11 protein-coding genes and 1 tRNA gene are annotated in these 12361 nt (G+C 53.2%); 7 read left to right on the top strand and 5 right to left on the bottom strand.

The features are described 5' to 3' along the window. Position 1 precedes the first annotated feature (1 nt). The 6 genes from H7U06_RS12005 to H7U06_RS11980 all read left to right on the top strand — a co-directional run bounded on the left by H7U06_RS12005 (position 2) and on the right by H7U06_RS11980 (position 4284). The gene (locus H7U06_RS12005) at positions 2-442 is read left to right on the top strand and encodes an ExbD/TolR family protein (RefSeq protein ID WP_175626390.1); all 441 of its coding nucleotides are present in this window, start codon (positions 2-4) and stop codon (positions 440-442) included. A gap of 24 nt (positions 443-466) precedes the next feature. Next, positions 467-1345, top strand: a complete 879-nt coding sequence (gene tolA / locus H7U06_RS12000; RefSeq protein WP_175626389.1) for a cell envelope integrity protein TolA — start codon at positions 467-469, stop codon at positions 1343-1345. A gap of 3 nt (positions 1346-1348) precedes the next feature. Next, the gene (gene tolB, locus H7U06_RS11995) at positions 1349-2620 is read left to right on the top strand and encodes a Tol-Pal system beta propeller repeat protein TolB (protein WP_175626388.1); all 1272 of its coding nucleotides are present in this window, start codon (positions 1349-1351) and stop codon (positions 2618-2620) included. A 58-nt stretch (positions 2621-2678) separates the two neighbouring features. Then, on the top strand, positions 2679-3188 hold the full coding sequence (gene pal, locus H7U06_RS11990; protein WP_175626387.1) for a peptidoglycan-associated lipoprotein Pal: 510 nt from the start codon (positions 2679-2681) through the stop codon (positions 3186-3188). Positions 3189-3201: 13 nt separating this feature from the next. Continuing rightward, positions 3202-3933 carry a tol-pal system protein YbgF gene (gene ybgF, locus H7U06_RS11985; protein ID WP_175626386.1) on the top strand — a complete coding sequence of 244 codons (732 nt, stop codon included), beginning with the start codon at positions 3202-3204 and terminating at the stop codon, positions 3931-3933. 275 nt (positions 3934-4208) lie between these two features. Further along, positions 4209-4284 (top strand) — tRNA-Lys (locus H7U06_RS11980). Between the two features lie 192 nt (positions 4285-4476). Here the strand turns inward: H7U06_RS11980 and H7U06_RS11975 are convergent. The 5 genes from H7U06_RS11975 to H7U06_RS11955 form a co-directional block, all read right to left on the bottom strand. Next, positions 4477-4755: a hypothetical protein gene (locus H7U06_RS11975; RefSeq protein ID WP_175626385.1), complete on the bottom strand. Its 279-nt coding sequence runs from the start codon at positions 4753-4755 to the stop codon at positions 4477-4479. Between the two features lie 114 nt (positions 4756-4869). Continuing rightward, on the bottom strand, positions 4870-5235 hold the full coding sequence (locus H7U06_RS11970; protein ID WP_175626384.1) for a hypothetical protein: 366 nt from the start codon (positions 5233-5235) through the stop codon (positions 4870-4872). Between the two features lie 491 nt (positions 5236-5726). Beyond that, positions 5727-7727, bottom strand: a complete 2001-nt coding sequence (locus H7U06_RS11965; protein ID WP_175626383.1) for a secretion protein — start codon at positions 7725-7727, stop codon at positions 5727-5729. A gap of 89 nt (positions 7728-7816) precedes the next feature. After that, positions 7817-10666 (bottom strand): lectin, encoded by a 2850-nt coding sequence (locus H7U06_RS11960; protein ID WP_175626382.1) that lies wholly within the window; start codon positions 10664-10666, stop codon positions 7817-7819. Positions 10667-10880: 214 nt separating this feature from the next. Next, a complete protein-coding gene (locus H7U06_RS11955; protein ID WP_254873231.1) occupies positions 10881-11633 on the bottom strand; it encodes a PAS domain S-box protein in 753 nt (250 codons plus the stop codon). Positions 11634-12049: 416 nt separating this feature from the next. Here H7U06_RS11955 and H7U06_RS11950 point away from each other — a divergent pair, with 416 nt between their 5' ends. Further along, the gene (locus tag H7U06_RS11950) at positions 12050-12265 is read left to right on the top strand and encodes a hypothetical protein (protein WP_175626381.1); all 216 of its coding nucleotides are present in this window, start codon (positions 12050-12052) and stop codon (positions 12263-12265) included. Positions 12266-12361: the final 96 nt, after the last annotated feature.

Below are 12361 nucleotides of genomic sequence, written 5' to 3'. Positions count from 1 at the left end.
GATGTCATTCTCATCCGGTAGCATGCGCGGCGGCCGTTCCCGCAAGTTCAAATCCGAAATCAACGTCGTGCCGTATATCGACGTCATGCTGGTATTGCTGGTGATCTTCATGGTGGCGGCACCGCTCACCAATCCTGGCGTCATCAATCTGCCGAACGCAGCTAAATCGACCTTGCCGCCGACCGAATACATACGCATAGACTTGCGTCCGGACACCTCAGCCACGCTGACTATCGCGGGCAGCAAAAGCGGCAAGGCAGCAACCGAGACTGCCGCCAATCGCGCTGCACTGGCGCAAAAACTGCAAGCCATACACGCTGATCGTCCGGAATTGCCAGTCATGATTTCGGCCGATAAAAACATCAAATACGACGAGGTGATACAAGCCATCTCGGAAGCCAAAAAACTTGGGATAGAGCGAGTTGGGCTGGCAACCAAGTGAAGCCAGTTTTATAACCGCAGTTTTATGACAGATACCACCCCGTACACCGTACCGAAAGAACCAGGTCGCTGGCGCGCCATTACGCTGGCGGCAGCGGTGCATGCTGCGCTGCTGGTGTTTTTCTGGATAGGGATAGACTGGCAAAGCGAAACCCCGGTCGCAGTACAAGCCGAGATCTGGGACATGCAAGCAAAGGAAGCGGCACCGTTGCCGCCGGAACCGGAGCCTACGCCACAACCCAAACCTGAACCCAAGCCCATCATCAAGGAAACGCCTAAAGCGGAGCCGATAGAACCGCCTGCACCGAAAGTAGACATCGCGCTCGAACGCGAAAAGAAACGCAAAGAGCAGGAGCGCAAGGACAAACTGGCGCAGGAAGAAAAAGAGAAAAAGCTCAAGCAACAGGCTGAACAGGACAAACAGCAAAAGCTGGATAAGCAGGCCGCCGATAAAAAAGCCGCCGAGCAACAGCAAAAAGCTGACCTTGAGAAAAAACGCAAACAGGAAGCAGCCGATGCCGCCGTGCGCGACAAGATACGTGCCGACGAAATGCGTCGCCTGACTGGCGCCGTCGGCAGTGGCGGTACCGGCGAAGCAGCCAAATCGCAAGGCAGCGGCCGTGCGGATAGTGGCTATGCCGATAAAATTCGTGCCAAGATCCGTCAAAACACGACATTTATCGTACCTGACAACTTAAGCGGGAATCCTGCTGTCGAATTCGATGTCGAACTGCTGCCTGACGGCTCGCTGCGCGGTGAACCGCGTCTGCGCAAGTCATCCGGCGTCGGCGGTTTCGATGAAGCCGTCAAACGCGCGATCGAACGTTCGCAACCTTTCCCACCCGATAAATCCGGCACCGTTCCGAGCCGCTTTATCGTCGTTCACAAACCGAAAGATCAGTAAGCCATGATAAAGACGACTTTCTTACGCTCATTCGCGGTAATTGCCCTCTTCATTACCACCCTCGCCCATGCACAATTACGGGTGGAAATTGCAGGTGTCGGCGCCAACCAGATTCCGGTCGCGATTGCAGCCTTCGGTGACGAAACGCTTGCTCCGCAGCAAATCAGCGCCATCATCAAGGCTGACCTGCAACGCAGCGGCTTCTTCAAAATCATCGATACCGGTGGCGTCCTGACCGAAAACTCGCAGCTCAACCTTGCCGACTGGAAATCCCGTGGCGCGGATGCGATCGTAGTCGGCAGCGTATCGCGCCTGGCCGATGGTCGCTTTGAAGTGCGTTATCGTCTGTTCGACACCGTCAAAGGTACACAGCTGTCATCACTGGCGCTGGCCTCGCAACCACAATTCCTGCGCGTCTCGGCACACAAAGTAGCTGACGACGTCTATGAAAAACTGACCGGCATCAAGGGCGCGTTCGCCACCCGCATTGCTTACGTCACCAAATCGGCCAAGGAATTCCGCCTCGAAATCGCTGACTCCGACGGTGAAGGCACCCAGGTCGCACTGCGCTCGAATGAACCTATCATCTCGCCTTCATGGTCGCCAGACGGCACCAAAGTTGCCTATGTTTCATTTGAAAACAAAAAACCTGTCGTCTACATCCAGGATCTGGTGAGCCGCAAACGTACCGTCGCCGCCAACTTCAAGGGTAGCAACTCGGCACCATCGTGGGCACCGGACGGCAATCGCCTGGCAGTCGCACTCTCGCGTGACGGCCTGACCCAGGTCTTCGTCGTCAACGCCGACGGTACCGGCCTGCGCCGCCTGAGCAACTCGAACGGCATCGACACCGAGCCGCAATTCTCGGCTGACGGTCAAAGCATCTACTTCACCAGTGACCGCAGCGGCGGCCCGCAAATCTACAAAATGGGCGCAAATGGTGGTGAAGCGCGTCGCGTCACCTTCAGCGGCAGCTACAACATCAGCCCGCGTATTTCGCCAGATGGCAAATATTTGGCCTATATTTCGCGTCGCGAAGGCAAATTCCAACTATTTCTGCTGGATTTGACCAATGGTCAGGAACAACGCTTGTCGGATACCGTCAAAGACGAATCACCGAGCTTTTCGCCTAACGGTAAATATTTGATGTATGCAACCGAGTCCGGCCGTCGCGGCACCCTGGCAGTGGTTTCGGTTGATGGTCAGGTAAAACAACGCCTGACCACGCAGGCAGGCGATATACGTGAGCCCACATGGGGCCCGTTTATGAAATAATGCACACCATATCGATTTTTAACACCCAACGCTTAACTTACACAAACAGGGGAATAACATGCGCGCCTTAACATCCGTTTTTATCTTATCAAGTGCACTGCTGATGGCAGCTTGCTCGTCAACCAAACTGGACGACAAAGCACCAGTAGAAGATCGTACTGGCTCAAGCGCAACAGCTGATCCACGCTCGGTTGGTACCGTCAATGCATCCAGCGATCCATTGAACGACCCACAAGGTGTACTGGCAAAACGCAGCATCTACTTTGACTTCGACAGCTACATCGTCAAACCGGAATTCCAGCAAGTCGTTGAAAACCACGCTAAATACCTGAAGAGCAACCAGGGTCGCAAAATCATCATCCAAGGTAACACCGATGATCGCGGCGGCGCAGAGTACAACCTGGCACTCGGCCAAAAACGTGCAGAAGCAGTACGTAAGTCCTTGTCCCTGTTAGGCGTACCTGAATCGCAAATGGAAGCTGTCTCCCTGGGCAAAGAAAAACCAAAAGCACTGGGTAGCGACGAAGCAGCATGGGCAGAAAACCGCCGTGCCGATATCGTTTATTAATCTTTGCTAGCCAATGATTAAAAAGACTCTTATTGCGGCCTTGATGGCCGCATTTTCTTGTGCGTCGCTGTCAGCGCATGCTGCGTTGTTCGGCGACGATGAGGCTCGCAAAGCGATCATTGATCTGCGCAGCAAAGTCGACGGTATCCAGCAAAGCAAAGCGGAAACATCCGCAGTGCTTACGCTCTCCAACCAGAACGACGCATTGAAGCAGGAAATCTCCCGCCTCAATGGCCAGATCGAAGTCTTGTCGAATGAAGTGCAGAACCTGCAGCAAAGACAAAAAGACTTCTACGTCGATCTCGACAATCGCCTGCGCAAGCTGGAACCGCAAGTCGTTGCAGTTGACGGCAAGGATGCGATGGTCGGGCAATCAGAACAGAGCGCCTACGACAACGCCCTCGCCTTATTCAAAGCGGGTGACTACAAAAAGTCCGGCACCTCGTTTGCAGACTTCATCCAACGCTATCCTGAATCTGCCTACGCACCTTCGGCCCAGTACTGGATAGGCAATGCCTACTATGCGCAACGTGACTACAAAAATGCGATCGCTGCGCAGCAGGCACTGTTGAAAAAATATCCGGACAATCCAAAAGCTGCTGACGCATTGCTCAACATCGCCAGTTCGCAAGTGGAATTGAAAGACCGTTCGGCAGCCAAGAAAACCTTGGAATCCCTGGTCGCAAAATTTCCGAATGCTCCGGCCGCGCAAACCGCAAAAGAACGCCTGGCAAACTTTAAATAATCAGCACTCATATATACAGGGGACGATCTGCTTATAGTCGCCAGTAAATATGTTTTAACGATTGCCCCCTCGCCCGCCAGTCGGGCGATTTTTTTTGCCCGCAATAAGTCCGCGCCACTAGTGCAAGACCGGCATCATGTGGCTACAGACCGAGGGAAATACAGAGGGAAGTGCAGGCTATGCCCGTGCCAAATCACGGGATAGAAAAAACCTTAGAGAAAAAGCAGAGATGTGATTGACAGGGGTAATAAACGTTCCTATAATAGCTGTCTTTCGGGTCGTTAGCTCAGCTGGTAGAGCAGCGGACTTTTAATCCGTTGGTCGCAGGTTCGAATCCCGCACGGCCTACCACGAATTCACAAGGGTCTAGATGAAAATCTAGACCCTTTCGTGTTTCTGGAATCTGAAAACATGAAGCCGTCTTCATGCCCTCCACACAGCTTTACAGATGTCGATCTGTTTCGCAAATAATCATCCATGCAGCATGATGGCCACAACAGCCGACTATTTGCGATTTTTATATCTGATCGATATCAACGGCAATCAGGCTGCGATCTTCTCTGTTTTTCTATCGATATACTCACGTGCAGTCAGTATGCCTTGCGCTATGCAAGCTTCAGGCGTTGGGTAGGAATGGCCATCCGGCACTTCCTTGTCCTTGAAGTCAGTACCAATATGCTCGGTCACGATGATGCGTGGAATGTATGCGCCTTCTTTACGTTCGGTATCGATACGCGACATATGTGCGGATACCTGTACCGCTACACTCCAGCCTTTATATGTTTCGTAATGAGATGGTGATTTCGTTTCTGTCGATTTCATGCCTGCTCCATGTGATGTGAGTAATATCAGCGCTACAGCTTAGCTCCTTGCGAAGTCACTTAAGTATAAGCAAACACCGGCTCTCACATCAAACTATGTAGCAGGCCAGCAGCATCAGCAAGGCAAAGTCTGCATAATCTGCGCGATACGCTTCTTATGCGATTCATCACCACGCGCAGCCGCCAGTTCAAATCCCACCCTGAATCCCTCGGTGCCAACCAGCACGCAATAACTGACCCGACCCTTGAACTCGAGCGGCAAGGTACGCTGATCCACAGTGATGTTGAACGCAAGACTGGCGGTGTGCCCTACCGACAATGGCGACTCCACCATGATGCTCATGTCATGCGGTGAAATGTCTATAGTCCTGGCGTGCGAGTAGTGATCCCGACCCAGGTTGAGGATGGCGCGACGGCGGAAGATTTTTCGGTCGGCGGAAGGCGTTATGCGGGGGAGTAAAGCCAGGTCATGCGTCGCCATTTTTGTCCTTTGTTTTTCGGTATTGAACAACTTGCGGCTATGCATCTGATGACGTTTGCCGGATGTCTCATCTTACGAATTACCAAGGGAAAACCAACGAATGTTTTTCGATATCCATATGACGAAAATCGTGCATGCCCAAGGGACATGCCTCCGTTTTGAAACAGATATTAGTTGTGCAATACCGAGGAAAATCCGCGCTAGAGGACGGCTCATGTATACTGCGGGTTCAATTATTGAAGGCGAAGAGGCACGCCATGATGCCTGTGGAGAAGATATGAATACCAAGTGGAGAATCATCGTTACGATATTCGTAATTGGCGTCACAGCGATTTCCTTGTACGTGAATCCATAAACAAGGTCGCAATGCCAACATCAGCTGTAAGGCACGGGAGTGCCTTACCTGTTATCTGAAGGGCCAGGCGGCAGCAGACCGATCCAGCCCATCTATGTATTAATCTGCAATTTTCCCCGGTAGCAATACACCCGCGTCAGTAATAGAGGAAGCCCAAAGCCTCACGCAAGCGGTCACCGGTAGTGCGCATGCGATCCCAGCGTTCTATCGATACATCCCCCTGACGGAATTCACGGAAGTAATCATTTGTTTGCAGCTGATTCATGACTGCATCGATATTATTTGCGCTGCTATTGGCGAAGCCAAATCTTTCGCGTAAAGCCTTCATACGACTGGCCATCGAATCACCCTCTTGCGGCGACTCCGAGACTTGTATCGGCGATCTCGGTGTGACCAGGATCAGGGCCGAGCGCATTAAGTCATTGGTCTTTTTGTTCGAGAACAGATACTGCAGGCCTGGCACATCCTGTAGCCCAGGTACGCCGTCGCGTGTATTCGAACTCGACTTCTCGCTCAAACCGCTCAGGATCAGGGTATCGCCCATATTCATCACAACATTGGCATTCGCGGTAATCTCGCCGATTTCGATCTGGTAGGCCACGCGCGGATTATCTGAACTCGCATTCAGCGCAGTTCGTTGCGCCTCAACTTTCATTTGCACCCGTCCCTGTTGCAGGAACACCGGCGTAATCGCCAGCTTGATACCAAAGCGTTTATCCAATGGCACGATGGTGGTGCCGCCATTGAAGCTGGTCGAGACCACACCCGCGCTCAGATTGGTGCCTGAGAAAAATTCCGATGGCAAACCTTCGATTGCAGCCAGCGTAGGCCTGGCCAGTACTTCGTTGACCGAGCTGTTTGCATTCGCGATATTCAGCGAATAGGTCAGCGCCGGTATGCTCACTGCACGCGTGATAGCGGTACTGACGGTTGGCGGAGTAATGACTGTGGATGCACCGCCAGTCGTGCTACTCGAAGTGATGACACGTGAATACGCAGGCGCGTTATTAGTCGCCGACCCCAGTTGTAGCGTCAGCGCACTCAGCAGGTTGATGCCTTTGGAAGTCGTGATCAGTTCTTGCGTGGACAAAAGCACTACGTCGATCAACAACATGCGCGGGCCACTACTACCTCCACTCCCGCCTGCGGCATTTGCAGGAGCTTCGACTGACGTGCCGTCGCCTAGAGGTGTCGCCCCCGGCGTTGCAGGTCCTACCGGATTCGCATCGGTCGGATTATCGCTGGGAGGACGCGGCGCAGGTCGCGACGGTACGTTGAATGCTTGTGCCAATTGCAGCGGACGCTCGTCCGAGGCGCTTGGCGTCCAGCCTGCCTTGATCATGCCTGCCGCAGGCTGGTTCTTGGCAGCCGCCACCGTTGGTGCCTGCTTGAGGTAAAAAGCCTTCCACTGCGACAAACGTCTATCCGCACGTTCTGCTTCCAGACCACCGCCGTCTATCTTGCTCAAGGCATCGCGCATTTGTTCCGCCTGGGCAAAGTTGCCGCATGAGGCGTAGACCGAAATGCTGGAGCGCACAAACAGGCGATTGCTTTCAGTTGAGGTTTTCTGGAACTGGTCAGCCATCGCACAAGCCGTCTTCGCATCACCAGTCAGGTAAGACGCCACCATCAAGCCGTAGATAGATACCGAACTCTCCGGCGTCATCAGCAAGACATCCGAGAAAGCCAGCTTGGCACGGTCGAATTGCTTGAGATCCATATAGGTGAGACCGAGGAATTCCTGTGCGATCCAGTTGCTCGGATCGATGCGCAGGGCTTGCTGGTAGCCTTCCAGTGCCATCTCGCCCTTTTGCGTATCACCTTGGCGCGCTTGCAAGTGATAGACAAAACCATTCAGGAAGTGCAGATAGGAATTGCGCGGGTCCAGCTGCAAGGCTTCATTGATGGTCTGATTAGCTCTACCCAGTTCCATCTGCTTGATCGCATCAACAGTGGCAGTGACCTTGGCCAATACCTCGGTGTCCTGCATGCCTGCCGGAACCAATGGCAATTCGCGCACCATGTCCACAAAAGATTTTGCTGGTGCGGTGGCGGCAACTGCTGGTATTACCGTGAGTGCGAGAGCCACGGCCGCGCAGATTTTGCGCAAACCGGATTTGTGATGGATTTTTTTCATATGCAATCAAACAGCCTGGTAAAACAAAATAATTGATGTGGTGTAAACGACGAATGGCCCCGGAGTGCCGAGGCCATTCATTTCAGGTTTTAGCGCGGCCCGGTAGAAGAGAAGATGAGTTGATCAACCTCTGATCCGGAACGTCCGGCCATGCAACCAAGTTTTTGTCCGGGGGTAACGGAGTAGGAGTTCGCCCCACCACCGGTGCCACCATACCTGCCGAAGGTTCTGCCCTGGTTACTGATAAAGGTTACGGCATCCATGCTTCCGCCGCTGCGGTAGTCCACACGTGTAATGTATTCGCCAGCTGCCAGCATCACGGTCTGTGTATTCTTCAACTTGCCATGCACACCACCCCACTGACCATTCGCATACAGGAATTGCACGCCATCGAGACGTTTACCTGAGCTGGTCTTGAATCCGATTACATATGTATTACGGCATTGTGCGGCATCGCTCCACTGGCCGCCGCCACCACCACCGGCACGGCGTGGACCTGCAACCGGGCCTGCGTAGTCAGAATCAGGACGGGCATTGCGATTCTCGTCTTCACCGTAATTCATCCAATGGTCAAGTGCATCGTCGTAATTGTCTACGCCAAATGCATTTTGCAAATCTGAATAACGATTCAGGTAGCTCTGCATGCTGACATCTGCACTACCCTGGCGACCCAGTGCAATGCCTTCATCCAGCCAGTTCTGCAATGCACACTGCAATTTGTTGCTCGGTGTCGGACATGCAGCCTGCACGTCGAGGTAACGGTTCCAGTAGTAAGTGGCGCTAAATTCCGGGCTGCCCTGACGACCTTCGTTAAAGCCATTGTTCATCCAGTGTTCTTTCAGATCAACTTTGGCATTCACGACGTCCGGGTACTTATCGTAGTAGTAGTCCCAGTCAAATACAGAAGCAGCAAATTTCGGATCCGGGCCTTTCTTATGTTTCTTTTTCTTGCCGAGACGCTTGAAGGCATTCCCTGCGTCACGGAATGCATTACTCGCAGCATTGGTCGCCTTGTTCGCAACGTCGCGGGCTGCATTTTTGGTTTGCTCGTATTGCTTACGTGCGTCATCGGCTGCTTTCTGTGCAGCCTTGGCTGCATCTTCAGCGGCTTTTTGCGATGCCTTGGCAGCGTCTTCGGCTGCTTTCTGCGATTCTGCTGCGGCCTTTTTCGCGGCATCTTCAGCGGCCTTGGTCGCGATCAAAGCAGCATCGGAGATTTTCTTCAATTCTGCATTCGCCATGTCAGCCGTGTAGCCGCTCAGGTTCTTGTACTCACCCGCGATCTTGCGATAAGCAGCTTCCAGTTCCTTGCCGATACAACCGGTGATTTTCGACGGATCGACGTTGACGCCACCTTCTGCATCAAAAATCTGCGCCAGATCGGTGGTCGGTTTGATTTCAAGTGAAGTTTTGATTTCAAACGGGTTGATACAGCTGGCATTCACTTCGATGCTCATCTTGGTCGGCCCCATCACGATCCCGATTTTTTGCCCGGCCAGATTGCCTCTGAAAGCCATGTCCTGACGTTTCATGTCAATGCGGGTTTCCTGCGACAGGCGGAACGGTACCTTGCCCAATGGTCCCAGTCGCAGCGATACATCGGCACCGGCTCCGTTGTAGTAGCCATTGACACCTGCCGACACGTCGGTCCATCCCAGGGTCTGGCCGAAGGCCGCAACCTGACCACCCGAAGCGTAGTAGGGACCGCCGTCTGCCAATGGACCCAGCACGATAATGTTGAAGTACTTGTCATTCTCCGGCCATGGCTTGGTCGCATCGCCGAATTTGTATTCAGGCGGCGGGTTCGGATTTTTCATCTTGAACATGGCCAGAGGCTTGGCCATCGCCAGCAATGGTTCCTTGAACGAACCAACGCCACGGATGAAGCCGCCGCCGTATTTAGCAAGGCGCGCATCAGGCGATGCCATCGCAACGATGACGCGTGCCGCATCTTCCATCGTGAACGAAGCCGGAGTCGCCATGCGGAAATTGAAGTCCAGGAAGTCCATCGCACCTTCCGGTGTCAATGGGGTCTGGAATTGCAGCAGGATCTTCTTGTCGCCTACACCCTGGAACTGGGCATTACCCTTGTAACCGAAAGTCAGGCTGTTATTAATGAAGAAGGTTGCATCCGTCAACGTGACCGGCGGCAGCAGCATAGGCAGTCGGGAGCCGGGCGCGAACTGGAACTCGACGAAGGCTTCCGGCATGGCCGCTTTGGCGCCAGCCTGCTTCATGGTCGCGCCATCTGCCATCTCACTGGCAACGTCTATGCCGGTACCTGCACCACTGGAAATATCCATAGGGATAGGCATCACGATCGCCGCACGCATCGTCAACTGATCAGCACGCACGCCCAGCGATTCCATCGTCAGCTTGATCGGTCCACCCAGGTTCGCGCGTGCTGCCATCTGTGCACCAGCCGCGAAGTTCAGCGAGCTCACACCAAAATAGCTTTCGTCGACGACCTTCTTCAGGTCGGGCGGCATGCGTGCCGTGGTCAGGTCGAACTCGGCAGTTGAAATCGAAATCATCAGCGAACGCAACGAGGTTTGCCCCATCACGTTCTGCACCTTGTTGCCAAACAGCTTAGGCATCGAGATCTGTTTGTCGACCACGATGATGAAGGTTTGTTGTGCACTGTTGCTGGTGAAGAAATACAGCTGAACCTTACCCTTGCTGGTGGAGTAGCAACCACTCAGGCCACCACCACAGCTGGTCTTTTTCAAGTCACTGACCATTTTCTGCAGGTCATCCTTGACGTCCAGCGCCAGGCCACCCAACATTTTTTTCAGTGCCGGTTTGATATTAGGTGCATCACTGGCGTGTGCTGATTGCTGAATCGCCAGACTGGCTACCAGCAAAAAACTGGCAAGAGTGAAGGTTTTTTTGAGAATGCGAGAAACCGAAAAGCGCGCTGCAGTTACGGAAGAGGCCATGTTTACTACCCTGTTCACCAAGAATGGCAAGAGTGTAGACATTTCCAGGTAGAAACTTCATGAGCAACTCTGAGCAAAATGCGACGACTTCTCGCGCTGCACACAAACGAGCGCGAACTGCACCATGCCGGGTCGCGCAGACCCGTTGGCAGATGTGGTTTTATGACGGGAAGATGACGAGAGCGGACCGTGCCGGATGGCTGCAGGGTACAACTTAAACGCAAATTTTGCTTTGCTCGTGAAAGCGATAACCGATGGCGCGCAAGGTACTGACAGGCAGGGATTGACCGGATGCTTCTTCGACTTTGCGGCGCAGGCGATTCATTTGGGTATCCAGACGGCGCTGGTCATACTCGATGTAATCCTCACCCAACGCATCGACTATGCTTCTGCGCGTCACGCATTCACCGCCGCTCATCAGCGCCAGCAATACTATGTGATCCTGTTCGGACAGCGCAATACTGATGCCGTTCGGTGAAATCAGGCGACGTGGCGAAGCGGATAATTGCCAGTACTTGGTGTATTCAGGAATGAGCTGCGGTGCGACCACTTCGCCGTGATCGAACTTGCGGTCAGTGATATCCCGTGCCACGCCTATCCTGACCTGATGTTCTTCGGACCAGGAAGCGGACCAGCTGATGTAGACGACGCTGCCATCCTTGCGGATGTAGCGATTTTCAAAGTATCGCTGCAGGTAACCACCCATGACGCGATCTATCGATTGCTCGGTGCGGTTCCTGTCTTCCGGATGCACCAGGTCCAGCATGTACTTGCCGACCATCTCTTCCGCCGTATAACCAAAGATGCGTTCACACGCACCTTTCACCGACAGGCATTTGCTGTCTGCATCTACCGCGCAAATTGCATCCAATACCAGATCACCGTAATCGCTTTTCGGGGGGCTGCTTTTTACTTCTGTATGCATCTCATGCTCATTCAACAATTTCTGCCCGGCGTCGTTCGTCATATCAGGTAATCGGTTTGAAACTTTAGATGGCTAAACATAAGCAAGTGACGGGCCACTTGATCAGCTTGTAAAAACTCTCCGTCACCATTCGTATCCGGCATCGAACATAGCTGAGTGAAAGCATTTTACGGAATCACACGCATGCTTGCATGCCTGTATTCAAGCTACATGCGCGATTTAACCAGCCCACATCGACAAAGACACAATCCGATGCATAAAAACACCGGCCAACCTGCATCCCGTCTACTGCATTTGCATTATTTACTTTTCCTCTCACTATTTTTAACATTCCTGCCATCAGGGGAACCATCCAAAAAATCAAAAAGCCGCCACTGCAACGCGGCTCGCGGCCCCATTCAAGGAATGCGTCATGCAAGGCCCAACCCGTCAAGCACGTCCTCCGCGCCGCTACCGGTATGGCCCTGTCCCTGGCCGCACCGTACGCACTCACGCACCCGGCTTGTCGCTTTTTGAACAATGGAATAGATCATACTCCGTGGCTGCTGCGTGGCGGTATCGGCTATACCCATCGCACAGACAATGACACCGAAGTCAGCTTGCGCTATGACGCGGAAAGCCGCAGCGATTATCTGCACCAGTCTGCTTCTGTGCGAGCGAAGTGGGCTTTTTGATGGCTGGAACAGGTAGAACGATGATCCAAAACTGAGACTATCGTACAAGATTTCCCTATACGTATTTATCTATGCTCGACACATCACGCCACCTTC

It is taken from the genome of Herminiimonas sp. Marseille-P9896 (assembly GCF_903993245.1).
Classification (GTDB): domain Bacteria; phylum Pseudomonadota; class Gammaproteobacteria; order Burkholderiales; family Burkholderiaceae_D; genus Oxalicibacterium; species Oxalicibacterium contaminans.
The sequence above is the reverse complement of the archived record's forward strand: the minus strand, read 5'-3'. Positions and strand labels throughout refer to the sequence as shown.

Coding starts and splice junctions, on each gene's coding strand:
- tolA (WP_175626389.1), top strand. CDS start 467: ATGACAGATACCACCCCGTACACCGTACCGAAAGAACCAGGTCGCTGG.
- H7U06_RS11950 (WP_175626381.1), top strand. CDS start 12,050: ATGGCCCTGTCCCTGGCCGCACCGTACGCACTCACGCACCCGGCTTGT.
- H7U06_RS11960 (WP_175626382.1), bottom strand. CDS start 10,666: ATGGCCTCTTCCGTAACTGCAGCGCGCTTTTCGGTTTCTCGCATTCTC.
- H7U06_RS11965 (WP_175626383.1), bottom strand. CDS start 7,727: ATGAAAAAAATCCATCACAAATCCGGTTTGCGCAAAATCTGCGCGGCC.
- H7U06_RS11970 (WP_175626384.1), bottom strand. CDS start 5,235: ATGGCGACGCATGACCTGGCTTTACTCCCCCGCATAACGCCTTCCGCC.
- ybgF (WP_175626386.1), top strand. CDS start 3,202: ATGATTAAAAAGACTCTTATTGCGGCCTTGATGGCCGCATTTTCTTGT.
- tolB (WP_175626388.1), top strand. CDS start 1,349: ATGATAAAGACGACTTTCTTACGCTCATTCGCGGTAATTGCCCTCTTC.
- H7U06_RS11975 (WP_175626385.1), bottom strand. CDS start 4,755: ATGAAATCGACAGAAACGAAATCACCATCTCATTACGAAACATATAAA.
- pal (WP_175626387.1), top strand. CDS start 2,679: ATGCGCGCCTTAACATCCGTTTTTATCTTATCAAGTGCACTGCTGATG.
- H7U06_RS12005 (WP_175626390.1), top strand. CDS start 2: ATGTCATTCTCATCCGGTAGCATGCGCGGCGGCCGTTCCCGCAAGTTC.
- H7U06_RS11955 (WP_254873231.1), bottom strand. CDS start 11,633: ATGACGAACGACGCCGGGCAGAAATTGTTGAATGAGCATGAGATGCAT.